Origin of the sequence: Pseudomonas putida, from assembly GCA_041071465.1 — a bacterium.
GTDB lineage: Bacteria > Pseudomonadota > Gammaproteobacteria > Pseudomonadales > Pseudomonadaceae > Aquipseudomonas > Aquipseudomonas putida_P.
On record CP163498.1, the window covers coordinates 2,248,091 to 2,274,300 of the forward strand.

The 26,210-nt window shown below is 62.5% G+C and carries 24 protein-coding genes and 3 pseudogenes; 16 read left to right on the forward strand and 11 right to left on the reverse strand.

Going from position 1 to position 26,210, the window contains the following annotated elements; translation table 11 throughout:
* Positions 1–53: 53 nt before the first annotated feature.
* The 5 genes and pseudogenes from prlC (at position 54) to AB5975_10495 (ending at position 6,294) form a co-directional block, all read left to right on the forward strand.
* Positions 54–2,141, forward strand: coding sequence for an oligopeptidase A (gene prlC, locus AB5975_10475; GenBank protein XDR22194.1), 2,088 nt, complete (start codon positions 54–56; stop codon positions 2,139–2,141).
* Positions 2,138–2,419: a YheV family putative zinc ribbon protein gene (locus tag AB5975_10480; protein XDR22195.1), complete on the forward strand. Its 282-nt coding sequence runs from the start codon at positions 2,138–2,140 to the stop codon at positions 2,417–2,419. Before prlC ends, AB5975_10480 begins: the two co-directional genes overlap by 4 nt.
* 80 nt (positions 2,420–2,499) lie before the next feature.
* Positions 2,500–3,557, forward strand: a pseudogene (locus AB5975_10485) (PA0069 family radical SAM protein).
* A gap of 292 nt (positions 3,558–3,849) precedes the next feature.
* On the forward strand, positions 3,850–4,569 hold the full coding sequence (locus AB5975_10490) for a carbonic anhydrase (GenBank protein XDR22196.1): 720 nt from the start codon (positions 3,850–3,852) through the stop codon (positions 4,567–4,569).
* A 192-nt stretch (positions 4,570–4,761) separates the two neighbouring features.
* Positions 4,762–6,294: a SulP family inorganic anion transporter gene (locus AB5975_10495; protein XDR22197.1), complete on the forward strand. Its 1,533-nt coding sequence runs from the start codon at positions 4,762–4,764 to the stop codon at positions 6,292–6,294.
* 133 nt (positions 6,295–6,427) lie between these two features.
* On the opposite strand, the gene AB5975_10500 is transcribed toward AB5975_10495, so the two are convergent.
* Positions 6,428–7,069, reverse strand: coding sequence for a hypothetical protein (locus AB5975_10500; protein XDR22198.1), 642 nt, complete (start codon positions 7,067–7,069; stop codon positions 6,428–6,430).
* A gap of 369 nt (positions 7,070–7,438) precedes the next feature.
* On the opposite strand from AB5975_10500, the gene coxB reads away from it, so the two are divergent.
* The 4 genes and pseudogenes from coxB to AB5975_10520 all read left to right on the forward strand — a co-directional run bounded on the left by coxB (position 7,439) and on the right by AB5975_10520 (position 11,679).
* Positions 7,439–8,566, forward strand: a complete 1,128-nt coding sequence (gene coxB, locus AB5975_10505) for a cytochrome c oxidase subunit II (protein XDR22199.1) — start codon at positions 7,439–7,441, stop codon at positions 8,564–8,566.
* A gap of 43 nt (positions 8,567–8,609) precedes the next feature.
* Positions 8,610–10,199: a cytochrome c oxidase subunit I gene (gene ctaD / locus AB5975_10510; GenBank protein XDR22200.1), complete on the forward strand. Its 1,590-nt coding sequence runs from the start codon at positions 8,610–8,612 to the stop codon at positions 10,197–10,199.
* Between the two features lie 10 nt (positions 10,200–10,209).
* Positions 10,210–10,776, forward strand: a complete 567-nt coding sequence (locus AB5975_10515; GenBank protein XDR22201.1) for a cytochrome c oxidase assembly protein — start codon at positions 10,210–10,212, stop codon at positions 10,774–10,776.
* A gap of 16 nt (positions 10,777–10,792) precedes the next feature.
* Positions 10,793–11,679: pseudogene (locus AB5975_10520) on the forward strand (cytochrome c oxidase subunit 3).
* 61 nt (positions 11,680–11,740) lie between these two features.
* Here the strand turns inward: AB5975_10520 and AB5975_10525 are convergent.
* Positions 11,741–11,944, reverse strand: a complete 204-nt coding sequence (locus AB5975_10525) for a twin transmembrane helix small protein (protein ID XDR22202.1) — start codon at positions 11,942–11,944, stop codon at positions 11,741–11,743.
* 50 nt (positions 11,945–11,994) lie between these two features.
* On the opposite strand from AB5975_10525, the gene AB5975_10530 reads away from it, so the two are divergent.
* The 5 genes from AB5975_10530 to AB5975_10550 are packed head-to-tail and all read left to right on the forward strand — an operon-like array spanning position 11,995 to position 15,878.
* Positions 11,995–12,732, forward strand: a complete 738-nt coding sequence (locus AB5975_10530) for an SURF1 family protein (protein ID XDR22203.1) — start codon at positions 11,995–11,997, stop codon at positions 12,730–12,732.
* A complete protein-coding gene (locus tag AB5975_10535) occupies positions 12,701–13,282 on the forward strand; it encodes a hypothetical protein (protein XDR22204.1) in 582 nt (193 codons plus the stop codon). Before AB5975_10530 ends, AB5975_10535 begins: the two co-directional genes overlap by 32 nt.
* A 9-nt stretch (positions 13,283–13,291) precedes the next feature.
* Positions 13,292–14,371, forward strand: a complete 1,080-nt coding sequence (locus tag AB5975_10540; protein ID XDR22205.1) for a heme A synthase — start codon at positions 13,292–13,294, stop codon at positions 14,369–14,371.
* Positions 14,356–15,249: a heme o synthase gene (cyoE, locus tag AB5975_10545; protein ID XDR22206.1), complete on the forward strand. Its 894-nt coding sequence runs from the start codon at positions 14,356–14,358 to the stop codon at positions 15,247–15,249. The genes AB5975_10540 and cyoE overlap by 16 nt, the downstream gene beginning before the upstream one ends.
* Positions 15,246–15,878 carry an SCO family protein gene (locus AB5975_10550; GenBank protein XDR22207.1) on the forward strand — a complete coding sequence of 211 codons (633 nt, stop codon included), beginning with the start codon at positions 15,246–15,248 and terminating at the stop codon, positions 15,876–15,878. Before cyoE ends, AB5975_10550 begins: the two co-directional genes overlap by 4 nt.
* 124 nt (positions 15,879–16,002) lie before the next feature.
* Here the strand turns inward: AB5975_10550 and AB5975_10555 are convergent, their stop codons facing one another.
* The 3 genes from AB5975_10555 to AB5975_10565 all read right to left on the reverse strand — a co-directional run bounded on the left by AB5975_10555 (position 16,003) and on the right by AB5975_10565 (position 18,516).
* Positions 16,003–16,773, reverse strand: a complete 771-nt coding sequence (locus AB5975_10555) for a MetQ/NlpA family ABC transporter substrate-binding protein (GenBank protein ID XDR22208.1) — start codon at positions 16,771–16,773, stop codon at positions 16,003–16,005.
* Positions 16,774–16,837: 64 nt separating this feature from the next.
* Complete coding sequence (locus tag AB5975_10560) at positions 16,838–17,509, reverse strand: methionine ABC transporter permease (GenBank protein ID XDR22209.1); 672 nt, start codon at positions 17,507–17,509, stop codon at positions 16,838–16,840.
* Positions 17,509–18,516, reverse strand: a complete 1,008-nt coding sequence (locus AB5975_10565; protein ID XDR22210.1) for a methionine ABC transporter ATP-binding protein — start codon at positions 18,514–18,516, stop codon at positions 17,509–17,511. Before AB5975_10565 ends, AB5975_10560 begins: the two co-directional genes overlap by 1 nt.
* A gap of 227 nt (positions 18,517–18,743) precedes the next feature.
* On the opposite strand from AB5975_10565, the pseudogene katE reads away from it, so the two are divergent.
* Positions 18,744–20,878 (forward strand): annotated as a pseudogene (katE, locus tag AB5975_10570) (catalase HPII).
* 96 nt (positions 20,879–20,974) lie between these two features.
* Here katE and AB5975_10575 read toward each other — a convergent pair.
* The 4 genes from AB5975_10575 to zur all read right to left on the reverse strand — a co-directional run bounded on the left by AB5975_10575 (position 20,975) and on the right by zur (position 23,840).
* Positions 20,975–21,682 carry a PA5502 family lipoprotein gene (locus tag AB5975_10575; protein XDR22211.1) on the reverse strand — a complete coding sequence of 236 codons (708 nt, stop codon included), beginning with the start codon at positions 21,680–21,682 and terminating at the stop codon, positions 20,975–20,977.
* 127 nt (positions 21,683–21,809) lie between these two features.
* Positions 21,810–22,592 (reverse strand): zinc ABC transporter permease subunit ZnuB, encoded by a 783-nt coding sequence (znuB, locus tag AB5975_10580; protein XDR22212.1) that lies wholly within the window; start codon positions 22,590–22,592, stop codon positions 21,810–21,812.
* Positions 22,585–23,358, reverse strand: a complete 774-nt coding sequence (znuC, locus tag AB5975_10585) for a zinc ABC transporter ATP-binding protein ZnuC (protein ID XDR22213.1) — start codon at positions 23,356–23,358, stop codon at positions 22,585–22,587. The genes znuB and znuC overlap by 8 nt, the downstream gene beginning before the upstream one ends.
* Positions 23,355–23,840, reverse strand: a complete 486-nt coding sequence (gene zur / locus AB5975_10590; GenBank protein ID XDR22214.1) for a zinc uptake transcriptional repressor Zur — start codon at positions 23,838–23,840, stop codon at positions 23,355–23,357. Before zur ends, znuC begins: the two co-directional genes overlap by 4 nt.
* 18 nt (positions 23,841–23,858) lie before the next feature.
* Here zur and AB5975_10595 point away from each other — a divergent pair, with 18 nt between their 5' ends.
* The gene (locus AB5975_10595) at positions 23,859–24,815 is read left to right on the forward strand and encodes a zinc ABC transporter substrate-binding protein (protein XDR22215.1); all 957 of its coding nucleotides are present in this window, start codon (positions 23,859–23,861) and stop codon (positions 24,813–24,815) included.
* A 50-nt stretch (positions 24,816–24,865) separates the two neighbouring features.
* Here the strand turns inward: AB5975_10595 and AB5975_10600 are convergent, their stop codons facing one another.
* Positions 24,866–25,816, reverse strand: coding sequence for a homoserine kinase (locus AB5975_10600; protein ID XDR22216.1), 951 nt, complete (start codon positions 25,814–25,816; stop codon positions 24,866–24,868).
* 69 nt (positions 25,817–25,885) lie between these two features.
* Positions 25,886–26,173, reverse strand: coding sequence for a DUF2782 domain-containing protein (locus AB5975_10605; protein XDR22217.1), 288 nt, complete (start codon positions 26,171–26,173; stop codon positions 25,886–25,888).
* Positions 26,174–26,210: the final 37 nt, after the last annotated feature.

Below are 26,210 nucleotides of genomic sequence, written 5' to 3' on the forward strand. Positions count from 1 at the left end.
ATCTGTGCCGATAGGCAGGCTGCCTGCTGCGGTCGGCGTCGATTGTAATTAAGATGGGGCAGTGTTTCTTCTGCCAAGGTATCCAAACCGTGACTGCGAACAACCCGCTTCTGCAATCCCACGATCTGCCGCCCTTCTCGCAAATTCGTGCCGAACACGTGTTGCCGGCGATCGAAGCGATCCTGGCCGACAACCGTAAAGCCATTGCCGAGATCCTCGAAAAGCAGGGCAAGAACCCCACCTGGGCCGGCCTGGTGCTGGCCATGGACGAACTGAACGACCGCCTGGGCGCCGCCTGGAGCCCGGTCAGCCACCTTAACGCGGTGTGCAACAGCGCGGAGCTGCGCGAGGCCTACGAGTCATGCCTGCCGGCGTTGAGCGCCTACTCTACCGAACTGGGCCAGAACCGTGCGCTGTTCGAAGCCTACCAGGCACTGATCGACAGCCCGGAAGCCGCCGGCTTCGACGTGGCGCAAAAGACTATCCTCGAGCATGCCCTGCGTGACTTCCGCCTGTCGGGTATCGACCTGCCGGCGGACAAGCAGCAGCGCTACGCCGAAGTGCAGAGCAAACTCAGCGAGCTGGGCAGCCGCTTCTCCAACCAGCTGCTCGATGCCACCCAGGCCTGGACCAAGCACGTTACCGATGAAGCCGCACTGGCCGGCCTGACCGACTCGGCCAAGGCGCAGATGGCCGCCGCTGCCCAAGCCAAGGGCCTCGACGGCTGGCTGATCACGTTGGAGTTCCCCAGCTACTACGCGGTGATGACCTACGCCAGCGACCGCGCCCTGCGCGAAGAGCTATACGCCGCTTACTGCACCCGCGCCTCGGACCAGGGCCCGAATGCCGGCCAGTTCGACAACGGTCCGGTGATGGGCGAAATCCTCGATCTGCGTCAGGAACTGGCCGAGCTGCTTGGCTACAAGAACTACGCCGAGCTGAGCCTGGCCACCAAGATGGCCGAGTCCAGCGACCAGGTGCTGAGCTTCCTGCGAGACCTGGCCAAGCGCTCCAAGCCGTTCGCCGCCCAGGACCTGCAACAGCTCAAGGCCTACGCCGCCGAACAAGGCTGCCCTGAACTGGCCAGCTGGGACACTGGCTACTTTGGCGAGAAGCTGCGCGAGCAGCGCTACAGCGTGTCGCAGGAAGCCCTGCGTGCCTATTTCCCGATCGACAAGGTGCTGGGCGGTCTGTTCAGCATCGTGCAGCGCCTGTACGGCATCGAAATCGCCGAACTCAAGGGCTTCGACAGCTGGCACCCAGACGTACGCTTGTTCGAGATCAAGGAAAACGGCCAGCACGTCGGCCGCTTCTTCTTCGACCTGTACGCCCGCGCCAACAAGCGTGGTGGCGCCTGGATGGATGGCGCCCGTGACCGTCGCCGCACGGCCGGCGGCCAGCTGCAGAGCCCGGTGGCCAACCTGGTGTGCAACTTCACCCCGGCTGCACCCGGCAAGCCGGCGCTGCTGACCCACGATGAAGTAACCACCCTGTTCCACGAGTTCGGCCACGGCCTGCACCACATGTTGACCCGCATCGAACACGCCGGGGTTTCCGGCATCAATGGCGTGGCCTGGGATGCGGTCGAACTGCCGAGCCAGTTCATGGAAAACTGGTGCTGGGAGCCGGAAGGCCTGGCACTGATCTCCGGGCACTACGAAACGGGTGCTGCCCTGCCCCAGGACCTGCTGGACAAGATGCTGGCGGCTAAAAACTTCCAGTCGGGCATGATGATGGTGCGCCAGCTGGAGTTTTCGCTGTTCGACTTCGAACTGCACGCCAGCCATGGCGACGGTCGCAGCGTGCTGCAGGTGCTCGAAGGCGTGCGCGACGAGGTATCGGTCATGCGCCCACCGGCGTATAACCGCTTCCCCAACAGCTTTGCGCATATTTTTGCGGGCGGTTACGCAGCGGGCTACTACAGCTACAAGTGGGCTGAAGTGCTGTCGGCCGACGCTTTCTCGCGTTTCGAAGAAGAAGGTGTTCTCAATGCCGAGACTGGCCGCGCCTTCCGCGAGGCGATCCTGGCCCGTGGTGGGTCGCGCGAGCCGATGGAGCTGTTCGTCGACTTCCGTGGCCGTGAGCCTTCCATCGATGCATTGCTGCGCCACAGTGGCCTCACCGAGGACGCTGCGGCATGAGTGAGGTTGCTGTGAACAAGACCAAGAAACGCTTTATTGCCGGGGCGGTATGCCCGGCATGCAGCGAGCCCGACAAGCTGATGATGTGGAATGAAGACGGCGTGCCGCACCGTGAGTGTGTGGCTTGCGGCTTTACCGACACCCTCAACGAACAGGGCCTGTCGGTGCCCAAGGAACTCGGCACGCGGGTCAACAACCTGGCACCCAAAGCCGCGCCGACCAAGGTGCAGACGGTGCAGTTCTTCCCTAATCCGAAGCTGAAGAAACCGACAGAGTAAGTACTGGCTGTCGGATCAGAGGCGCTGGTGGATTCAAGGCAGGTACGATACTGTATGTAAATACAGTATAGGGGTTGGCCATGAATCCTCCAGCACCACTAAAGGGCCGTGGCACGGCACACAATCCGCACAATCGTTTTGCCCCAGCCATTCGCTGGTAGAGGACGACGGCTGGTATCAGGAAGTGCCGCAGACCCAAGGCACCGAGGTGCGTAGCGAAACGGCGAAATCGGTCATCACCCGCAACACCTCGCCCGACCTGCCCTTCGACCGCTCCATCAACCCTTACCGCGGCTGCGAGCATGGCTGCATCTACTGCTATGCCCGCCCCTCCCATGCCTATTGGGACCTCTCCCCCGGCTTGGACTTCGAAACCAAGCTGATCGCCAAGACCAATGCCGCCGAAGTGCTCGCGCAACAGCTGAGCAAACCGGGTTACGTGTGCGCGCCAATCAATCTGGGTTCCAATACCGACCCGTACCAGCCGATCGAGCGGGAACAGATGCTGACCCGGCGTCTGCTGGAAGTGTTGCTGCGTTTTCGTCACCCGGTGACCATCGTGACCAAGGGCTCGCTGGTGTTGCGTGACCTCGATCTGCTGGCAGAGATGGCCCGCCAGCGCCTGGCACGGGTAATGATCAGCCTGACCACACTGGACGACGATCTCAAGCGGGTGCTGGAACCGCGGGCGGCGTCACCCAATGCCCGGTTGAGGGCCATCCGCGTGTTGCGCGAGGCGGGTGTGCCGGTAGGTGTGTTGTGTTCGCCGATGATTCCGATGATCAACGACAGTGAGCTGGAGCGCTTGCTGGAGGCTGCCAAGGACGCTGGCGCACAGAGTGCGGCCTACATGATGTTGCGCCTGCCGCTGGAAGTGGCGCCGTTGTTCGAGCAATGGCTGCAGGACCATTACCCGCAGCGGGCGGCGCATGTATTGAGCCTGATCCGCCAGAGCCGGGGTGGCGAGCTGTATGACAGCCGGTTTGGCACGCGCATGCGTGGCGAGGGTGTGTTTGCCGAGCTGCTGGGGCAGCGTTTTGCCAAGGCCATGAAGCGGCTGGAATTCGAAGGCCGGGAAGCGCAGGGGCTGGATTGCTCGGCCTTCTGTCCGCCGGGTGGGCAGATGGCCCTGTTCTGAAACCCAAGGGCACAATGCCAGCCCAGAATTTAACTAATCCCAGTTAATAAATGCGCTAATGCATCTTGGCAATTGATGTTTTTTTGCTATTATCCAAGTCCCGCCTTTTCTATCTGGAACACCCGTTCTAGAGCCTTCGAATTAAGTTTCAGTTAAGTTTTCCCCGCTAGCGTAGGAAATCAGTCCACACCGACTGTGATCTATGGCCTGTGCGTGTCATCTAAATCCCTGCATAGCCAGAATCTTTCACCGGTAAAATGGATTTACCTACACACCGTCAAGAGGATGAATCATGCCCGTCAAGGACCCATCCAAGGTCGTACCGCAGGTCCCCGCGGAAAGCGCCGATGCTGCCCTGAAGCACATCGTCGACGGCTTCCTGCGCTTTCACCATGATGTCTTCCCTGATCAGCAAGAGCTGTTCAAGAAGCTTGCCACCGCGCAAACACCGCGCGCCATGTTCATTACCTGTGCAGACTCGCGCATTGTCCCCGAGCTGATCACCCAGAGCTCGCCAGGCGACCTGTTCGTGACCCGTAACGTGGGCAACGTGGTACCGCCTTATGGCCAGATGAATGGCGGTGTTTCCAGCGCGATCGAGTACGCCGTACTTGCGCTGAAAGTGCACCACATCATCATTTGCGGTCACTCCGACTGTGGCGCCATGCGTGCTGTACTCAACCCGCACTCGCTGGACAAGATGCCGACAGTCGGGGCCTGGTTGCGCCATGCCGAAGTGGCTCGCACCGTGGTCGAGAACAACTGCTCGTGCGGCAGTGAACACGAAACGATGCAGGTGCTGACCAAGGAAAACGTCATCGCCCAGCTGCACCACCTGCGTACCCACCCTTCGGTGGCCTCGCGTCTGGCCGCTGGCCAGCTGTACATTCATGGCTGGGTCTACGACATTGAGACCAGCAGGATCGAAGCCTATGACGCCGCCAGCGACAGCTTCCTGCCCCTGGCCGCCGGCGAGCCGGTCCCCTGCGCCACTCCGAGAGGCCGCTACTAAGCGACCCATCCACCGCTAGAACCTTGATAGCCGGCTGCATCCTGTAGGGGTGTGGCGCGGCCTTCGGCTGCCTTGAAATCCCTGACTGCCCTGCCGGCAAACCCGCTGGCGGCCCGCGCCTGCGCGCTCGTCAGGGGCAAACGTGCCCACGGCCAGAGGAATGGCCGTGCGACTAGAGAAAGGAGAAACACGGTGAACATTACACAGTTGAAAGCGGCCCTGCCGCGTGAGTTGCTGGCGTCGGTGGTGGTCTTCCTGGTGGCGCTGCCATTGTGCATGGGCATTGCGATCGCCTCGGGTATGCCGCCGGCCAAAGGCCTGATTACCGGCATTATCGGCGGGATTGTCGTCGGTTTTCTGGCTGGATCACCGCTGCAGGTCAGTGGACCGGCCGCAGGCCTGGCAGTACTGGTGTTCGAGCTGGTGCGCCAACATGGCATGCCCATGCTTGGGCCGATCCTGCTGCTGGCCGGCCTGCTGCAGTTGCTGGCTGGGCGTTTGCGCCTGGGCTGCTGGTTCCGCGTCACCGCGCCGGCGGTGGTGTATGGCATGTTGGCGGGGATTGGGGTGCTGATCGTGCTGTCGCAGGTGCATGTGATGTTCGATACGGCGCCGCAGCCTTCCGGGTTGCAGAACCTGCTGACATTCCCGTCCACCGTTGCCGCAGCCCTGCCACAGGAACGCGCAGGCGCTGGCTGGATGGCCGGTGCGCTGGGCCTCGGCACCATCGCCATCATGTGGGGCTGGGAGCGCCTTCGGCCGCAGCGGCTGCGCTTCGTGCCGGGTGCCTTGCTCGGTGTGGCGAGCATGACCGCCATCAGCCTGTGGCTGGCCTTGCCGGTGAACCGCGTACAAGTGCCGGCAGACCTGTCCGAGGCCATTGACTGGATTCGCCCAGATGACCTGATGCAACTCGCCGACCCTACCCTGCTGGTCGCTGCCTTTGCCCTGGCGTTCATCGCCAGCGCCGAAACCTTGCTGTCGGCCGCAGCGGTTGACCGCATGCACAGTGGCCAGCGTTCGGACTTCGACCGCGAGCTGTCAGCCCAGGGCATCGGCAACATGCTTTGCGGGGCGCTGGGCGCTTTGCCGATGACCGGGGTAATCGTGCGCAGCTCGGCCAACGTGCAGGCGGGGGCGCAGACGCGGGCCTCCGCGATATTCCATGGCCTTTGGCTGTTGGCTTTCGTGGTGGCGCTGAGCAGCGTGCTGCAGCAGATTCCGGTGGCGAGCCTGGCGGGTGTGCTGGTGTACACCGGGGTCAAGCTGGTCGATTTCAAGGCGTTTCGTGGGCTGGGCCGTTATGGCCGCATGCCGATGTTCACCTATGCGGTGACGGCGCTGGCGATCATTTTCACCGACCTGCTGACCGGCGTGATGCTGGGTTTTGCCCTGACCCTGCTGAAGCTGGCGTTCAAGGCGGCGCGGCTGAAGATCAACCTGGTCAGCCTGGAAAAAGCTGGGCATATGGAGCTGCGGCTCAGTGGTGCGGCGACGTTCCTGAAGGTGCCGGCGCTGACCCAGGTGCTGGATACCGTACCGGCGGGCACTACGTTGCACGTGCCGCTGGGTAACCTGAGCTACATCGACCACTCGTGCCTTGAGTTGCTGGAAGACTGGAACCGCAGCAATGGGGCGAATGGGTCGCGGCTGCTGATCGAGCAGCGGCGGTTGAAGCGGCGGATCGAGGGGAGGTTGCGGACTACGGCGGGGATTGGGGCCTGAAGCTGAAAATCTCTGTTGTCTGAACTGGCCTCTTCGCGGGTAAACCCGCTCCCACAGGGTACTGCACAGCATTCAAAGCCTGTGCGGTCCCTGTGGGATCGGGCGTGCCCGCGAAGAGGCCGGTACAGGAGGATCAGGCCGGTTGGCCCAGCTCCACACCCAGCTGTCGCGACAGGCACGGCCAGCGCTTCCACGCCTCGCCAGTTGCAGGGCTGCTCAGCTTCTCGCGATAAGCCTCCACCGATTCCACCGCAAAGCTCTCGTCATCGAGCATTTCGTCAACCGAGTGATGCACCACCTCATCCAGCTGGTTGGCAAAGCTCTCGCCAATCAACTGGTGGGCAATCAGGTTGGCGACGGTGGTGTCGACCGGGATCAGCGGCTGCTGGAAGTGGCGGATGTACAGGTCATTCACTTCCTCCACCAGACGGTGTGCCAGGTAAGCCTCATCCAGCAGGCAGTCCAGGCCTACATGCCCTTGCATCACACTGGGCGGTTGCAGGAAGTAGGCTTCGGCAATTTTCAGTACCGGTTTGATCTGCGATTCGATCCCGGCTTCGCGGGCGACCTCATGCGCGGCCTCCAGCAATTCCGGAACCTGGTCGATGTAGGCGCTGACGAAGCGCGCCAAAGTACCCTGGGCGTCCTGCTCAGGCAGTTGGATCGAGGGGTGCAGGTGGGGCAGTTGCAACTCGAGACGCTGTTTCAATTGGCCGGTCTGGCCTTCATGTTGATGGGCTTGGCTTACCTGCTCGCGTACAGCAGCGATGTTCATGACAACTCCAGGGACATTACGTTTCAAACGGAAGACACTAAATTAGCTCGGTATACAGAATACCTAAGACGTATTTGTTATAAATCCCGCAAACGTGTGCGCTCTCAGGCATATCGAAATGCCATTATTTCGCCACACCCTATCAACCTCGCGGTTTTCAGGCCATTTGCCTATTTCGTGAGGTTCATTTCACAGGCTTCATTGCGTGCCATTGGTCGCTGTCTATACTCCCGTTGAACGTGATTCGTTGATGAGGCCCGACTGCTTTTAGCAGGGGCTCGGTCGTCGAAGCCAGGCAGTCTTGACCGCCGTTCCCTCTTGCCGCAGGCCACGCCTCCGGGACAACAAGAATTAGAAGGGGAACCCGCAATGATGCGACATCCACATGTCTGGATGGGCCTCCTGTTGTGGTCGGTTTTTGGTCAGGCCAACGCCGCCTGGACCGTGAACATGCACCCAGGGGCGACGGAGGTCTCCAACGCCGTCTTCGACCTGCACATGACCATCTTCTGGATCTGCGTGATCATCGGCATCGTGGTGTTTGGCGCGATGTTCTGGTCGATGGTCATCCACCGCCGCTCCACCGGCCAGCAGGCCGCGCATTTCCACGAGCATACCTGGGTGGAAATCCTCTGGACCGTGGTGCCCTTCCTGATCCTGGTGGTCATGGCCATCCCGGCCACCAAGACCCTGATCGACATCTACGACGCCAGCGAGTCGGACATCGACATTCAGGTCACCGGCTACCAGTGGAAGTGGCACTACAAATACCTGGGCCAGGACGTGGAGTTCTTCAGCAACCTGGCCACGCCCGCCGATCAGATTCACAACAAAGCCCCCAAGGACGAGCATTACCTGCTTGAAGTCGATCAGCCGCTGGTGCTGCCGGTGGGTGCCAAGGTGCGTTTCCTGGTGACCGCTGCCGACGTCATTCACTCCTGGTGGGTGCCGGCCTTCGCGGTCAAGCGCGACGCCATCCCCGGCTTCGTCAACGAAGCCTGGACCCGTATCGAGAAGCCCGGCATCTACCGTGGCCAATGCACCGAGCTGTGCGGCAAGGACCACGGCTTCATGCCGGTGGTGGTCGAGGTCAAGTCCAAGGCCGATTACGACACCTGGCTAGGCGAGCGCAAGGCCGAAGCCGCCAAGCTCAAGGAGCTGACCAGCAAGGAATGGACCCTGGAAGAGCTGGTGGAACGTGGCGACAAGATCTACCACACCACCTGCGTGGCGTGTCACCAGGCTGAAGGCCAAGGCCTGCCGCCGATGTTCCCGGCACTCAAGGGCTCGAAGATCGCCACCGGGCCGAAGGAAGGCCACTTGAGCATTGTCTTCCACGGCAAGCCCGGCACGGCCATGGCGGCCTTCGGCAAGCAGCTGTCGGAAGTCGACATCGCCGCTGTGGTCACCTACGAGCGCAATGCCTGGGGCAACAACAAAGGCGACATGGTCACGCCGAAGGACGTGCTGGCGCTGAAGCAGGCAGAAGCCAAGTGAACCGGGTTACTCGCGGCAATCAATGGGTTGCAGGAGACAGGACATGAGTGCAGTGATCGACGACCACGCCCACGGCCATGAGCATGCACACGGCCCGGCCAAGGGCCTGATGCGCTGGGTGCTGACCACCAACCACAAGGACATCGGCACCATGTACCTGTGGTTCGCCTTCATGATGTTCCTGCTTGGTGGCTCGTTCGCCATGGTGATCCGCGCCGAGCTGTTCCAGCCGGGCTTGCAGATCGTTGAGCCGGCGTTCTTCAACCAGATGACCACCATGCATGGCCTGATCATGGTGTTCGGTGCAGTGATGCCGGCCTTCGTCGGGCTGGCCAACTGGATGATCCCATTGATGATCGGCGCGCCAGACATGGCCTTGCCGCGGATGAACAACTTCAGCTTCTGGCTGCTGCCGGCGGCCTTCCTGCTGCTGGTCTCGACCCTGTTCAGCCCGGGTGGCGGGCCTAACTTCGGCTGGACGTTCTACGCCCCGCTGTCTACCACCTATGCGCCAGCCAGCGTCACCTTCTTCATCTTCGCCATCCACCTGATGGGTATCAGCTCGATCATGGGGGCGATCAACGTGATCGCCACCATCCTCAACCTGCGTGCCCCAGGCATGACCCTGATGAAAATGCCGCTGTTCGTCTGGACGTGGCTGATTACCGCGTTCCTGCTGATTGCAGTGATGCCGGTACTGGCCGGCGTGGTGACCATGATGCTGATGGACATCCACTTCGGCACCAGCTTCTTCAGTGCCGCCGGTGGCGGTGACCCGGTGCTGTTCCAGCATGTGTTCTGGTTCTTCGGCCACCCTGAGGTGTACATCATGATCCTGCCGGCCTTCGGCGCGGTCAGCTCGATCATCCCGGCGTTTTCGCGCAAGCCGCTGTTCGGCTACACCTCGATGGTATATGCCACCGGCGCCATCGCCTTCCTGTCGTTCATCGTTTGGGCCCACCATATGTTCGTGGTTGGCATCCCGGTGGTCGGCGAGCTGTTCTTCATGTACGCCACCATGCTGATTGCCGTGCCCACCGGGGTGAAGGTGTTCAACTGGGTCAGCACCATGTGGGAAGGCTCGCTCACCTTCGAAACGCCAATGCTGTTCGCCATTGCCTTCGTCATCCTGTTCACCATCGGCGGTTTCTCCGGCCTGATGCTGGCGATTGCCCCGGCGGACTTCCAGTACCACGACACCTACTTCGTGGTGGCGCATTTCCACTACGTGTTGGTGCCAGGGGCAATTTTCGGCATCTTTGCATCGGCCTACTACTGGCTGCCGAAATGGACCGGCCACATGTACGACGAAACCCTCGGCAAGCTGCACTTCTGGCTGTCGTTCATCGGCATGAACATGGCCTTCTTCCCCATGCACTTCGTGGGGCTGGCCGGCATGCCGCGACGCATCCCGGACTACAACCTGCAGTTCGCCGACTTCAACATGGTGTCGTCGATCGGCGCCTTCATGTTTGGCGCCACGCAGATCTTCTTCCTGTTCATTGTCATCAAGTGCATACGTGGGGGCGCGCCGGCGCCTGCCAAGCCTTGGGATGGCGCTGAGGGCCTGGAATGGTCGATTCCTTCGCCTGCGCCCTACCACACCTTCCAGACACCCCCGGAAGTGAAATAGGAAATCAGCCATGAACGGCCTGTCGCTGAAACGCCTGGTAACGCGCCTGCTGATGCTGACGGTGGTGATGTTCGCCTTCGGTTTCGCCCTGGTGCCGATCTACGACGTGATGTGCAAGGCCTTTGGCATCAACGGCAAAACGGGTGGCCAGTACGAAGGTAGCCAGGTCAGCGACCCGACGCGTTCGGTGCGGGTGCAGTTCATGTCGACCAACGCCAGCGACATGGTCTGGGACTTCTATTCCACGGCCGATCAGCTGGAGGTGAACCCAGGGGCGGTGAACCAGATGATCTTCGTCGCGCATAACCCGACCGATCGGCCGATGAGCGCGCAGGCCATACCCAGTATCACCCCGGCCGAGGCCGCGGCGTACTTCCACAAGACCGAGTGCTTCTGCTTTACCCAGCAGGTGCTGCAGCCCGGCGAACGCATAGAGATGCCGGTGCGCTTCATCGTCGACCGCGATCTGCCGGCCAGCGTGAAGCACCTGACACTGGCCTACACCTTGTTCGACATCACCGCTCGCCACCCGCCGGTCGCGCATGTTGCGGCCCAGGACGTCCAGGGCGCCCGTTAAGGGAAGGAGAACAGCAATGGCAAGTCATGAGCACTACTACGTCCCGGCGCAGAGCAAGTGGCCGATCATCGCCACCATCGGCATGTTCATCACGGTGTTCGGTCTGGGAACCTGGTTCAACGACATGAAGGCCGGCCACCCGGACTCGCATGGGCCGCTGATCTTCTTCATCGGCGCGTTGTTCCTGGCCTACATGTTGTTCGGTTGGTTTGGGGCCGTGGTCAAAGAGAGCCGCGCCGGGTTGTACAGCCCGCAGCTGGACCGCTCGTTTCGCTGGGGCATGAGCTGGTTCATCTTCTCCGAGGTGATGTTCTTCCTGGCCTTCTTCGGTGCGCTGTTCTACGTGCGGGTGTTGGCAGGGCCATGGCTGGGCGGCGAAGGGGCCAAGGTGTCGCGCACATGCTGTGGCCGACCTTCGAATTCACCTGGCCGCTGCTGCACACACCCGACCCGAAACTGTTCCCGCCGCCCAAGGAGGTGATCGACCCGTGGCACTTGCCACTGATCAACACCATCTTGCTGGTCAGTTCCAGTGTGACCATCACCCTTGCCCACCACGCCTTGCGCCGTGACCACCGTGGGCCGCTGAAATTCTGGATGGCGCTGACCATCGTGCTGGGTATCAGCTTCATCGCCTTGCAGGCCTTTGAATACCACGAGGCCTATACCAAGCTGGGGCTGACGCTGGGCTCGGGGATTTATGGCGCGACGTTCTTCATGCTCACCGGGTTTCACGGCGCCCACGTGACCTTGGGCACGATCATCCTGATCGTGATGTTCGTGCGTATTTTGCGTGGGCACTTCAACCCGGAGAAACACTTCGGCTTCGAAGCGGCCAGCTGGTACTGGCACTTCGTCGATGTGGTGTGGGTGGGGTTGTTCATATTCGTATACGTGCTTTGAAGGGAAACAGAGACCCTGTAGGCGCGGGCAAGCCCGCGCCTACAGGGGGCAGATGAAAACTTCAGAAGGGGGCGTGGGACACGAGCTGACCGCTGATGAAGCCCCAGGCCACCAGGCCAATGGTCAGCGCCGCCAGGGTCACCCGCACTGTCAGTGCCTTGAGCAGACGAGTTGAGTTTTCATCGTCCTTGACCAGAAACACCAGGCCACTGAACAAGCTGGCAATCGTGGCCAACAGCATCAGGACAATCGCGGCCTTGAGCATGGCGCTACTCCGGGGGATGCGGTGATGTGGATAAGTATAGCGAGGCGCCCGTGAGGCCGTTTCGCCCAGGCTGGGTACCGACCCTGGTGGTGCTTGCGCTGCTGCCGGGGCTGATTGCCCTTGGCTGCTGGCAACTCGGCCGAGCCGAAGAAAAGCGTGGGCTGTTGGCCAGCTATGCCGAGCGACGGGTCGAGGCGCCGCTGGCCGCAGCCCAGCTGACGTCCAGTGACGACAACGCGTTCCGCCGCGTGCATTTGTATGGCCGCTTCGATGCCGAGCACAGCCTGCTGCTGGACAACCGCATGCGTGACGGCCAGGCCGGTGTCGAACTGCTGCAACCCTTCCATGACCAGGCCAGTGGCCTGTGGTTGCTGGTCAACCGCGGTTGGCTGCCATGGCCGGACCGCCGGGTGCCGGTGCATTTCGAAACCCCGTCCCAGGCCTTGGCGCTGGACGCGTCCGTGTATGTCTCGCCCGGCAGCACCTTCCAGTTGCATCCCGACCCTGAAGGCGGCCAATGGCCGCATTTGCTTACCGCCATTGATGCCGCGCAGCTATGGCCGCAGCTCGACCGCGAAGGCTTCGCCCACGAACTGCGCCTGGAGCCCGGCCCGGCGACCTATCGCCTGGACTGGCCGGTCGTGGCCATGGGCCCGGAAAAACACCTGGGCTACGCCGTGCAGTGGTTCGCCCTGGCGACCGCTCTGGTTCTGCTCTACCTCTATTTCGGCTGGCACCAAAACAAGGAGAAACGCCATGGCCACCGCCACTCCACTGGACCTGCCTGAACGTAGCAAGCCCAGAGCCCGCGGGCGTTTGCAGCTGTTGCTGATTCTGCTGGTAGTGCTCGGGCCGATGATCCTGGCCACCAGCATGTACAAACTCAACTTCTGGGTACCGGAAGGCCGCAGCTACCACGGCGCGATGATCGGCAACGGGGAAAGCCGTGCCGATCTTGGCGTGGCCGGCGAGGACGAGCGCTGGCAGTTGCTGGTCAGCGCGCCTCAGGCCTGTGCCGAAGACTGCCAGCGGCTGGTGTACCTGGCCCGGCAGATTCAGGTCGGCCTGGGCCGCGATGCCAGCCGCGCCAGCCATGCACTGGCCGCTGCCCAGCCGCTGAGCGCCGACTACCAGGCGCTGCTCGGCCGCGAGTACCCGCAGCTGCAGCGCTACCCGCTGGATGCGCAACGTTACCAGCAGAAGGTTGCCGAGCCCGGCCCGCAGCTGTGGATTGTCGACCCGCACGGCAACCTGGTGCTGCGCTACGACGGCAAGGTCAACGGCAAGCATGTGCTGGATGACCTGCGCCACCTGCTCAAGCTGTCCAATATCGGCTAGGAGCCTGCCATGGCCAGACCCGGATTTCGCCTTGCTGTGTTCGCCACCCTGCTGGCACTGCTGGTCGTCCTGCTCGGTGCCTATACCCGGCTGACCCATGCCGGCCTCGGCTGCCCCGACTGGCCGGGTTGCTATGGCTTCATCAGCGTGCCCAAGAGCGAAGCGCAACTGGCCCATGCCGAGCTGCACTTTCCTGAGCACCCGGTGGAAGCTGCCAAGGGCTGGGCCGAGATGGTTCACCGCTACTTTGCCGGGACTCTAGCCGTGGTAATCGCCCTGCTCGCTTTCCAGGCGCTGCGCCGGCATGCCCGCGATGGCCAGCCCTATCGCCTGCCCGTGCTGTTGCTGGGTGTGGTGTTGGCCCAGGCCGCCTTCGGCATGTGGACGGTCACCCTGAAGTTGTGGCCGCAAGTGGTCACGGCGCATTTGTTGGGGGGCTTTACCACGCTGAGCTTGCTGTTCCTGTTGTCACTGCGTCTATCACGGGCCTTTGCACCCTTGCCAAAACTGCCCCTGAGCTTGCGCCGGCTCGCTGCGTTGGCCCTGCTGGTGGTGATCGGCCAGATTGCTCTGGGTGGCTGGGTGAGTGCCAACTACGCAGCCGTCGCCTGCATCGACCTGCCGACCTGCCATGGCCAATGGTGGCCGGTGGCGGACTTCAGCAATGGCTTCCACCTGACCCAGCACGTCGGTCCAAACTACCTTGGCGGGCAACTGGACAGTGATGCCCGCACCGCCATCCACATCAGCCACCGGCTGGGCGCGTTGCTGGTGACCTGCGTGCTGCTGATGCTTAGCTGGAAGTTGCACCGCTGCGGCTTGCCCGGCCTGGCACGGGTGGTGCTGCTGGCGCTGACCCTGCAAGTGGGCCTGGGTATCAGCAACGTGGTGTTCCACCTGCCACTGGCGGTGGCTGTTGCGCACAATGCCGGCGGCGCGATGCTGCTGCTGAGCATGGTGCTGGTGAATTACCGCATTCGCGTGGTCGACAGGGTTCGCGTGGGGGTCGGCAATGGCTGGCGCCTGCGGCCTGTGGCTGGCGTGGGCATATCCCATCACATGAGGAACGATTCGTGGCGACGCTTCTGAGCGCAAGGCGGGCCAGCTGGCGCGATTACCTGGAGCTGACCAAGCCCAAGGTGGTGGTGCTGATGCTGATCACCTCGCTGGCAGGCATGTTCCTGGCCACCCGCGCGGGTGTGAGCTGGAGCGTGTTGCTGTTCGGCAACCTGGGGATCGGCTTGTGCGCGGGTGGCGCTGCGGTGGTCAACCATGTGGTGGACCGACGCATCGATGCACTGATGGCACGTACCCACAAGCGGCCGCTGGCCCAGGGTCGGGTCGAGCCGCTGCCGGCATTGCTGTTCGCCCTGGCACTGGCGCTGCTGGGCATGGCTCTGCTGCTGGCGTTCACCAACGCCCTCACGGCCTGGCTTACCCTGGCCTCGCTACTGGGCTATGCGGTGCTCTACACCGGCTTTCTCAAGCGCGCCACGCCACAGAACATCGTCATCGGCGGCCTGGCCGGCGCCGCCCCGCCGTTGCTTGGTTGGGTGGCGGTAAGCGGCCATGTCAGCGCTGAGCCCTTGCTGCTGGTGCTGATCATCTTCGCCTGGACCCCGCCGCACTTCTGGGCGCTGGCCATCCACCGCAAGGAGGAGTACGCCAAGGCCGATATCCCGATGTTGCCGGTGACCCATGGTGAGCGCTACACCAAGCTGCATATCTTGCTGTACACGCTGATTCTGCTGGCGGTAAGCCTGCTGCCGTATGCCATCCACATGAGCGGCCCGCTGTACCTGGCCTGTGCCCTGGTCTTGGGCCTGCGCTTCCTGCAATGGGGCTGGGTGTTGTACCGTGGCAGCCGGCCGCACGCGGCAATCGGCACCTTCAAGTACTCTATCGCCTACTTGTTCGCGCTGTTCATCGCGTTGCTCCTTGACCACTACCTGTTGCTGAACCTATGACCCGAACCCAGAAAACCGTCTTCATCCTCGTTGCCCTGGTCGCGTTGATCCTGGGCCTGACCGTCAACAAGGTGCTCAATGGTCGCGACCAGCCCAACCCCACCGAGCTGATCGACGCCGGCATCATCCTGCTGCCGCAGAGCCGCACTGTGGCCGACGTGACCATGACCAACCAGGACGGCCAGCCCGTGCGGCTGGATGACCTGAAGGGCAAATGGTCGCTGCTGTTCTTTGGTTACACCTACTGCCCGGACATCTGCCCGACCACCCTGGCCCAGTTGCGCCAGGTGAAGAGCGAGTTGCCCAAGGAAGCCGTCGACCGGCTGCAGGTGGTGCTGGTGAGTGTGGACCCGAACCGCGACACGCCGAACCAGCTGAAGCAGTACCTGGGCTATTTCGACAAGGACTTTGTCGGTGTGGCGGGGTCGATCGAAGACACCCAGAAGCTGGCCAATGCCTTGAGCATTCCGTTCATACCGGCGGATACCAGCAAGCCGGGGTACACCGTGGACCACAGCGGCAACCTGGCGGTTGTGGGGCCGGATGGGCGTCAGCGCGGGTTTATTCGTGCGCCGTTCAACAACCAGAAGCTGGTGGCGCAGTTGCCTGGGCTTGTGAAGCGGGATTGAGATTGATGGGCCTGCTGCGCAGGCCTATCGCGACACAAGGCCGCTCCTACAGGGGTACGCGGTCTCTTGTAGGAGCGGCCTTGTGTCGCGAAAAGGGCCGCAAAGCGGCCCCAGGGGTGTCGGATCAGAACGCTGGAACCACAGCGCCCTTGTACTTCTCGATGATGAATTGCTTCACCTCTGGCGAGTGCAGTGCAGCTGCCAGTTTCTTCATGTCTTCCGAGTCCTTGTTGTCCGGGCGGGCAACCAGGATGTTCACGTAAGGCGAGTCGCTGCCTTCGATGGCCAGCGCGTCTTTTTCCGGGTTCAGCTTGGCTTCCAGCGCGTAGTTGGTGTTGATCAGGGCGGCATCGACCTGGGTCAGCACACGCGGGATGGTGGCCGCTTCCAGCTCACGGAACTTGATGCTTTTCGGGTTCTCGGCAACATCCTTCACGGTGGACAGGATGTTCTTGTTGTCCTTGAGCTTGATCACACCGGCCTTGTCCAGCAGCAGCAAGGCGCGGCCGCCGTTGGTGGCGTCGTTGGGGATGACCACGGTAGCGCCGGAGGACAGCTCGTCCAGCTTCTTGATCTTGGTCGAATACACGCCCAGCGGCTCGATGTGCACGCCCGCCACGCTCACCAGGTTGGTGCCCTTGGCCTTGTTGAACTCATCCAGGTATGGCTGGTGCTGGAAGAAGTTGGCGTCCAGGCGCTTTTCGGCCACCTGCACGTTCGGCTGAATGTAATCGGTGAATTCCTTGACCTTCAGCTCCACGCCTTCTTTGGCCAACTGCGGTTTGACGAAGTTGAGGATCTCGGCGTGCGGCACCGGGGTGGCGGCAACGGTCAGGGTATCGGCGTGGGCCGAGAAGGCCGCGACAGCGGCAGCGACAGCAAGCAGCTTCTTCATTGATCACTCCTTGTGAGGGCCGCGACGGCCCCCGAACGGGTCGGCCGGGCCGACCCTATTGGGGTTACTTACGGGAAAAATGTACGACCAGTTTGTCGCCCACGCTTTGCAGGACTTGAACCAGTACCAGCAGCAGAACCACGGTCACTACCATCACATCGGTCTGGAAACGCTGGTAACCGAAGCGGATAGCCAGATCGCCCAGGCCGCCCGCACCCACCACACCGGCCATGGCGGTGTACGAAACCAGGGTGATGGCGGTGACGGTAATGGCTGCGAAGATACCCGGGCGGGCCTCCGGCAGCAGTGCGCTGGTGATGATCTGGCGGGTGGTGGCGCCCATCGACTGGGTGGCTTCGATGATGCCGCGGTCCACTTCACGCAGAGCGGTTTCAACCAGGCGGGCAAAGAACGGCGTGGCACCCACTACCAGTGGTGGGATGGCGCCGGCAACGCCCAGCGAGGTGCCGGTGATCAGCACGGTGAATGGGATCATCACGATCAGCAGGATGATGAACGGCAGCGAGCGCAGGATGTTGACCACCAGCGACAGCAGCGCGTACACGCCCTTCTGTTCGAACATCTGCTTCGGCCCGCAGAGGAACAGCAGCACACCCAGCGGCAGGCCCAGCAGCACGGTGAAGAACAGCGAGCCGAACAGCATGATCATGGTGTCGATGGTGGCCAGCCAGATTTCGGCCCAGTCGACGTTGGCGAAGAAATTCAGGGCGTCCATCAACGCAGTACCTCCATATGTACGTCAGCTGCCTTGAAGCGGGCAAACGCCGCTTCCATGTCTCCGCCGATCAGGGCGAGGGTGAGCTGGCCATAGGGGACATCCTTGATGCGGTCGATACGCCCGGCGAGGATGCTGTAGTCCACACCGGTTTCGCGGGCCACGGTGCCCAGCAACGGCGCGTAGGTAGCGTCGCCTTGGAAGGTCAGGCGCACGATGCGGCCCGGTACGTGGGCAAAGTCGTCGCGCTGCTCGCCTTCGTCGACCTGCTCGTCTTCTTGGACGAAGCGCTTGGTGGTGGGGTGCTGCGGGTGCAGGAACACCTCGGCCACCGAGCCTTGCTCGACAATCTGGCCGGCGTCCATCACCGCCACGCGGTCGCAGACCCGGCGGATCACGTCCATCTCGTGGGTGATCAGCACGATGGTCAGCTTCAGCTCACGGTTGATTTCGGCCAGCAGTTGCAGGACCGAGGCCGTGGTTTGCGGGTCGAGGGCACTGGTGGCCTCGTCGCACAGCAGGATCTTCGGGTTGGTGGACAGGGCGCGGGCGATACCGACGCGCTGCTTCTGGCCGCCGGACAGCTGCGCCGGGTACTTCTTGGCGTGGTCTGACAGGCCCACGCGGGCCAGCAACTCGGTGACGCGCGTGTCGATCTCACTGCGCGACAGCTCGCCGGCCAGGGTCAATGGCAGGGCGACGTTGTCGGCGACGGTCTTGGAGGCCAGCAGGTTGAAGTGCTGGAAAATCATCCCGACCTGCTGGCGGAAGCCGCGCAGCTGGCTGGCGTTGAACGCGGTGACGTCTTCGCCGTCGACGATGATCTTGCCGCCGGAAGGTTCTTCCAGACGGTTGATCAGGCGCAGCATGGTGCTTTTGCCGGCGCCGGAATGGCCGATCAGGCCGAACACCTGGCCATCTTCGATGGTCAGGCTGGTCGGATTCAGTGCGGGGATTTCCCTACCGGCAACGCGGTAGGTTTTATGTACCTGTTGGAACTCGATCACGTAGCGAACCTTGTGGGGCGCATTGAAATTTGAATCAGCGGTTAGCTGGGGTCGCGCATTTTAGCCTTTTCCCATAGCTGTTCTTAGCATTTATTTCGTAATGCACCAATCCATCGGGCATATCGCGACAACCGGTAATCCTGATTGAACGCTCGGCAATGCCTCCCAGTCACTACTTGAACAAGCCCGAAACGGGCACGCCTGAAGACTGACGAGGAGAGCCGACCATGCCCAGCAAGAAAACGGACGCGCCCAAGCACAGCGAGGCCGCCGGCACCCAGACCCCTGATCGGGCCAACACCAACGCCAAGCTGCAGAGCCTGGAGGCCTTCCGCAGCGATGCCACGGGCCAGGCCTTGCGCACCAACCAAGGGGTGAAGATCGCCGATAACCAGAACAGCCTCAAGGCGGGTGTTCGAGGGCCGTCGTTGCTTGAAGATTTCATCATGCGCGAGAAGATCACCCACTTTGACCATGAGCGCATCCCTGAGCGCATCGTCCATGCCCGGGTACCGGGGCGCACGGCTACTTTCAGAGCTATGGCTGCCATGCCGAGCTGACCAAGGCCGGTTTCCTGCAGGACCCGGAAAAGATCACCCCGGTATTCGTGCGCTTTTCCACCGTACAAGGGCCGCGCGGCTCGGGTGACACGGTGCGTGATGTGCGCGGTTTTGCCGTCAAGTTCTACACCGATGAAGGCAACTTCGATCTGGTTGGCAACAACATGCCGGTATTTTTCATTCAAGATGCCATCAAGTTCCCGGACTTCGTGCATGCGGTGAAGCCAGAGCCACAGAATGAAATGCCCACCGGCGGCTCTGCCCACGACACGTTCTGGGACTTCGTTTCGCTGGTGCCGGAGTCGGCGCATATGGTGATCTGGGCCATGTCCGACCGCGCCATCCCGCGCAGCTTGCGAATGATGGAAGGCTTTGGCGTGCACACCTTCCGCCTGATCAACGCCGAGGGTGTGGCCAGTTTCGTCAAGTTCCACTGGAAGCCCCGTCAGGGCGTGCACTCGGTGTTGTGGGACGAAGCGCAGAAGCTGGCAGGCAAGGACACCGACTATCACCGCCGTGACCTGTGGGAAGCCATCGAGACCGGGGACTACCCGGAATGGGAGCTGGGCGTGCAGGTGGTACCCGAGGCCGACGAGCACAAGTACGACTTCGACCTGCTCGACCCGACCAAGCTCATTCCTGAAGAGCTGGTGCCGGTGAAGCTGCTGGGCAAGATGGTGCTCAACCGCAACCCGGACAACTTCTTCGCAGAAACCGAGCAGGTGGCGTTCTGCCCAGGGCATATCGTGCCGGGCATCGACTTTACCAACGACCCCCTGCTGCAGGGGCGATTGTTCTCGTACACCGATACGCAGATCAGCCGGCTGGGCGGGCCGAACTTCCATGAAATCCCGATCAACCGCCCGGTGGCGCCGAACCACAGCAGCCAGCGCGATGCCATGCACCGCATGACCATCGACAAGGGCCGGGCTTCGTACGAACCCAACTCCATCGACGGCGGCTGGCCGAAGGAAACACCCCCTGCTGCACAGGACGGTGGCTTCGAGAGTTATCAGGAGCGGATCGATGCACACAAGATCCGCCAGCGTAGCGAATCGTTCGGCGATCACTTCTCTCAGGCGCGGCTGTTCTTCCAGAGCATGAGCCCGACCGAGCAGCAGCACATCATCAAGGCTTACAGTTTCGAGCTGGGCAAGGTGGAGCGTGAAGCCATCCGTGCCCGGGAGGTTAACGAGATTCTGGCCAATATCGACCTGAAGCTGGCGGCGGCGGTGGCGGCCAACCTGGGGCTGCCTGCGCCCAAGCAGGGAACGGTCAAGGTGAAAGGCAGCAAGCTCGCGCAGTCCAAGGCGTTGAGCCAGATGAACCACCCCGGTGACGTGGGCATCAAGGGGCGCAAAATTGCGCTGCTGGTGGCGGATGGCGTGGACGGTGCTAGCGTCGACAAGCTGGTGAAGGCGCTGGAAGCACACAGTACACGGCCGATGCTGTTAGGGCCGACATCGGCGCCGGTAAAGACTGCGGACGGTAAGCAGCTGCCGGTGGATGCGTCGATGGAAGGGATGCCTTCGATCATGTTCGACGGGATTGTCGTGCCAGGAGGCAAGGCTTCGGCGGACGCCTTGGTGGCCAGCGGGCTGGCCAAGCACTTCTTGCTGGAGGGCTACAAGCACCTGAAGGCGATGGTGTTGACCAAGGAGCTGGCGTCCGGCCTTGGGCTGAAGGAGGACAAGGGATTGCTGCTGGGGGATGACCAGAAGACCGTGGATGCCTTTGTCAAAGCGGTTGAAGGGCACCGGGTTTGGGAGCGGGAAGCAGCTGCGGAGGCTGTGCCGGCCTGATAGGTCCTATTCGCGGGTAAACCCGCTCCCACAGGTACAGCACCGACCTCGAAACCTGTGCTATCCCTGTGGGAGCGGGTTTACCCGCGAAGCTTTTTACTGCTGATGCGGTACCAGAACCACCTGCGCCGGCAGCGAGCGCTGGATCTCATGGGTCTGCTTCAGATCGAAACCACTGTCGATCTTGCGCACCCGCTTTTCCAGCAAAGTCTTAAGCCAAGGTGCGTCGTCAGTGCGCGGCACCTGGAGCACCACCTCGCAGTCATAGCTCACCACATCGGCGGCAATATCATCGAGCTGACGGCGCATGGCGCGGCTGTCAGTGGTCTTCAAGGCCACCACAGTGCTTGGCGCTGTCGGGTCGATGATACGTGCCTTGGGTTTGGCTTCAGCGGCTTTCAAGGCGGCCTCTGCCTTCTCCAGCTCGGCCTTGCGTGCCTGGCTCAGGGGATCGCCACCGGTCACTGCCGGGGCTTGCGGCATCAGTGCGCGAGCACGGGCCAACGCGGTAGCGGCCGCGTTCACATCGCCCTTCTGCAGGACGATCTGGCTGCGCTGCAGGTAGGCTTCGGCCAGCTGGCGCTGGTATTGCTCCGAGCGTGGGTCATCCGGCGACTGGGCCTGCAGGGCTGCAAGCTGGTCTTCGGCGGTGGCCAGCTCGTTGCTGGCGATATTTTGTTGCAACTGCTGCCAGGCATCGGCTTGGGCAGGTGCGGTGGCCTGCTCGACCGGCGCGCTGGAACAGGCAGCCAGGAACAGGGAAAACGCGGCAACAAGCAGATAACGGGAGGCGAACGGCTTCATTCCTGCGACTCTCTATTTGCGCAAAAAGCGAGCAAGTCTACACCCAGGTGCGCACGCTCGAAAACAGGTCTTACAGACCCTTTACCCGGCAAAAGGTTGCAAGGCGTGCCTGCACACGCCCTGCTTCTCAGCGTTTTGGCAGGGCCAGGCTCAGCAAGAATAGCACCGCCGCGCAGACCACGATCGACGGGCCGGCGGGGGTGTCCTTGAACCAGGACATGGCCAGGCCACCGCACACAGCGGTAACGCCCAGCAGGCTGGCGCCAAGGGCCATCTGCTCTGGCGAGCGGGCGTGACGCTGTGCCGCAGCCGCAGGGATGATCAGCAGCGAGGTGATCAGCAGCACACCGACGATCTTCATGGCCACGGCAATTACCACCGCAATCAACAGCATGAGCGCCAGGCGCAGGCCGGCCACAGGCAGGCCTTCGACCATGGCCAGCTCTTCGTGCACGGTAACCGCCAGCAGCGGCCGCCACAGCACGGCGAGCAACAGCAGCACCAGCGCACTGCCGCCGAGGATCCAGGCCAGGTCGGTGGTGCTGATGGCCAGCAGGTCGCCGAACAGGTACGCCATCAGGTCGATGCGCACATCGTGCATGAAGCTCAGTACCACCAGGCCCAGCGACAGGGTGCTGGGGGCGAGGATGCCGAGCAGGGTGTCGGAGGCCAGCGGCTGGCGTTGCTGCAAGGTCACCAGCAGGATTGCCAGCAACAGGCAGCCCACGGTTACCGCCAGCGCTGGGCTGACGTCCAGGGCGAAGCCCAAGGCAACACCGAGCAAGGCGGCATGGGACAAGGTGTCGCCAAAGTAGGCCATGCGCCGCCACACCACGAAGGAGCCCAGCGGGCCGGCGACCAGCGCCAGGGACAAACCGGCAAGCAGGGCGTAGAGAAGAAAATCAGCCATGCTTGCAGTGCTCTCCGTGAACATGGGTGCCAGGGGCGACCACCGAGCCGTGCAGGTCGTGGCTGTGGTCGTGATGGTGGTGGTAGATGGCCAGGCTAGGTGCGGTCTGGCCAAACAGCTCGACGAACGCTGGGTCGCCGCTGACTTGCTCGGGGTGGCCCGAGCAGCATACGTGGCGGTTCAGGCACACCACCTGGTCGGTGGCGCTCATCACCAGGTGCAGGTCGTGGGACACCATCAGCACGCCGCAGCCGTGGCGGTCGCGCAGGCGGGTGATGAGGTTGTACAGTTCGGTCTGGCCGACCACGTCCACACCTTGTACCGGTTCGTCGAGCACCAGCAACTGGGGCTCGCGCAACAGGGCGCGGGCCAGCAGTACGCGTTGCATCTCGCCGCCGGAAATGGTCTGGATAGGGCTGTCGATGACCTGCTCGGCGCCCACTTCCTGCAGCGCGGACAAGGCTGCCGCGCGGTCTACGCCGGGCACCAGGCGCAAGAAGCGCAGCACCGACAGCGGCAGCGTGGCATCGACCTGGATCTTTTGTGGCATGTAGCCAATGCGCAGCTTGGGCTTGCGCCATACCTTGCCGCGGTGTGGCTTGAGCAGACCGAGTACGGCGCGCACCAGGGTGGTCTTGCCGGCACCGTTGGGGCCGATCAGGGTGACGATCTGACCGGGGGCGACCGACAGGTCGATGCTGTCGAGTACTGCCTCGCCGCCAAAAGTGACGCCGACCTGTTCCAGGCGGATCAAGGCATCGCTCATGCCGCGCTCCGGCAGCTGCCGCACAGCCCGACCACTTCCACGGTCTGGGTCTCGACCGTGAAGCCCACGCCTTTGGCGCTGTCGATGATGGCATCGCTGATGCTGCTCTGCTCCAGCTCGATGGCCACATGGCAGGCGCGGCAAATCAGGAACTGGCCTTGATGCACATGCTCGGGGTGGCTGCAGCCGATGAAGGCGTTGAGCGAGGCGATGCGGTGCACCAGGCCGTTTTCCAGCAGGAAGTCCAGCGCGCGGTACACCGTGGGCGGGGCGGCGCGGCGGCCGTCCTGCTCGCTGAGCACGGCAAGGATGTCGTAGGCGCCCAGTGGCTTGTGGCTTTGCCACACCAGCTCCAGCACTCGACGGCGCAGCGCGGTCAGGCGCAGGCCCAGGCGGGTGCACAAGGCGTCGGCTTCAGCCAGTGCGCTGTGTACGCAATGGGAGTGATCGTGAGGACGGTTGGCCAGCGGCGTGATGGACATGGGCAGCGACGGTTCTGGATGGAGACGTTATTATGTTACCTGTTTCTGACGACTCGAGTATCCACCGTGTCCCGATTCCTAGCTCTGTTTGTCGCTTTCATCGCATTTTCCGCCCAGGCCGATGTGCGCGTGCTCACCAGTATCAAGCCCCTGCAGCAGATTGCCGCTGCCGTGCAGGATGGCATTGGCAGCCCTGACGTCTTGCTGCCACCAGGCGCTTCGCCGCACCACTACGCGCTGCGCCCGTCCGATGTACGGCGGGTGGGTGATGCCGACCTGCTGTACTGGATCGGCCCGGACATGGAGAACTTCCTACCGCGTGTCTTGGCTAGCCGCAGCAAGGCCACCGTGGCCGTGCAGTCGCTGACGGGCATGAAGCTGCGTCACTTTGGCGAGGACAGCCACTCCCATGAGGAAGAAAGCCACGACGACCATGACCATGATCACCGGCCGGGCAGCCTGGATGCGCACTTGTGGCTATCGTCGGTCAATGCGCGGGTAATCGCGGCAAAAATGGCGGCTGATCTGGCCCAGGTCGACCCGGCCAATGCGGCTCGCTACCAGAGCAACCTGAAGGCTTTCGACGAGCGTCTGGATGCACTGGATGCGCGTATCAAGGCGCGGGTGGACGGTATTGCCGGCAAACCTTATTTCGTGTTCCACGAAGCGTTCGATTACTTCGAGGCTGAATATGGTTTGAAGCACACCGGCGTATTCAGCGTGGCGTCCGAGGTGCAGCCTGGGGCGCAACATGTGGCGGCCATGCGCAAGCGCCTGCAGGAAGTGGGCAAGACCTGTGTGTTCAGCGAGCCGCCACTGCGACCGCGCTTGGCCGAGACCTTGACCGCCGGGCTGCCGGTGCGCCTGGCCGAGCTGGATGCGCTGGGCGGAACAGACCCGGTGGATGGCAAGGGCTATGAGCGCTTGCTGGAAAAGCTGGGCGGCGACTTGGCTGGGTGCCTGGAACAGCTCTAAGCCTGTGCCGGCCTCGTCGCGGGCATGCCCGCGAAGAGGCCGAATAGAAACTAGAGGGCGAATGGCAGGTGCAAAGCCACCTGCTGGCGCTGCGCCAGACGCACTTCGAACTCGCTCGGGTCATGGATCATCACATCCATTCCGGCAAACGACTCCGCTGCAATCAGGCGCGACAGCCAGAACCGCACGCAGCCTACCCGCAGCATTTCCGGCCACAGCTCGGCCTCGGCAGCCGTGAATGGCCGCAGCGCCGCATAGGCAGCCAGCAGCGCCTGTGCACGCGGCACATCCACCGCACCCTGCTCGTCCAGGCACCAGTCGTTCACGGTAATGGCGATGTCATACAGCATCGGCCCGGAACAGGCGTTGTAGAAGTCGATCACCCCGGTCAGGTGGGTGCCTTCGAACATCACGTTGTCGCGGAACAGGTCGGCATGCAGGTTGGCCCGTGGCAAGGCCAGGATCTGCGCTTTGTGCGCGGTGATTTCGTCCAGTGCCGGTTGCAGCAGCTTGGCTTGCTCGGCGGTCAGGCGTGGCAACAGTTCGGCACCCGAGGCCAGCATCCAGTCCAGGCCACGGTCGGTCTTGCGCTCGATGATGTGCGCGCGGGTGGCCAGGTGAATGTGCGCCAGCAACTCGCCGACCTGGGCGCAGTGCTGGTTGTTCGGTGCCTTGATGTGCTTGCCCGACAGCCTTGGCTGCAGCAGCGCAGGCTTGCCGCACAGCTCGCGCAGGCCGTTGCCGTCGCGGTCACGAATGGCATAGGGCACCGGCATGTCGGCGGCGTGCAGGGTATCGAGCAGCTCGATAAAGAACGGCATGTCCTCGCTTGGCCCGCGCTCGATCAGCGTCAGGACGAACTCCCCCTGTTCGAGGCTGACGAAGAAATTGCTGTTTTCGGTGCCGGCGGCAATGCCCTGGAAGTCGAGCAGACGGCCCAGCTGGTACGGCGCCAGAAAGGTTTCCAGCTCAGGCCGGGTCACGGGGGTGAAGACTGACATGATGAAAAAATGCCCATACGGGCACTTCCGCCGGGAAGTGCCGGGTTGATGTGAACGGTGCGCGTCAGATTACCACTCGAAGATCTTCCAGGACGGAATCAGCATGTCCGGCTGGTCGGATCGAATGAAATTGGCATCAGTGCCATCGGCGCGTACCAGAAAATAAGGCTTGCCGTTTTTCGGCGTGATCTTGATCGCATACAGGAAGCCGTTTTGCCGGTACTCCTGGATGGTTTTGTCGCCTTCCGTGCGAATGGTCACCTCGGGATCGGCCGAGGGGGCGTCGTCCGCCGCCAGGGTAACGACAGGCATGGTTGCCAACAGGCCGAGCAGTAACAGGCGATTGAGTGTACGCATGATAACCTAGTCCCTTTGTCGTCAATGATTCTGGCTA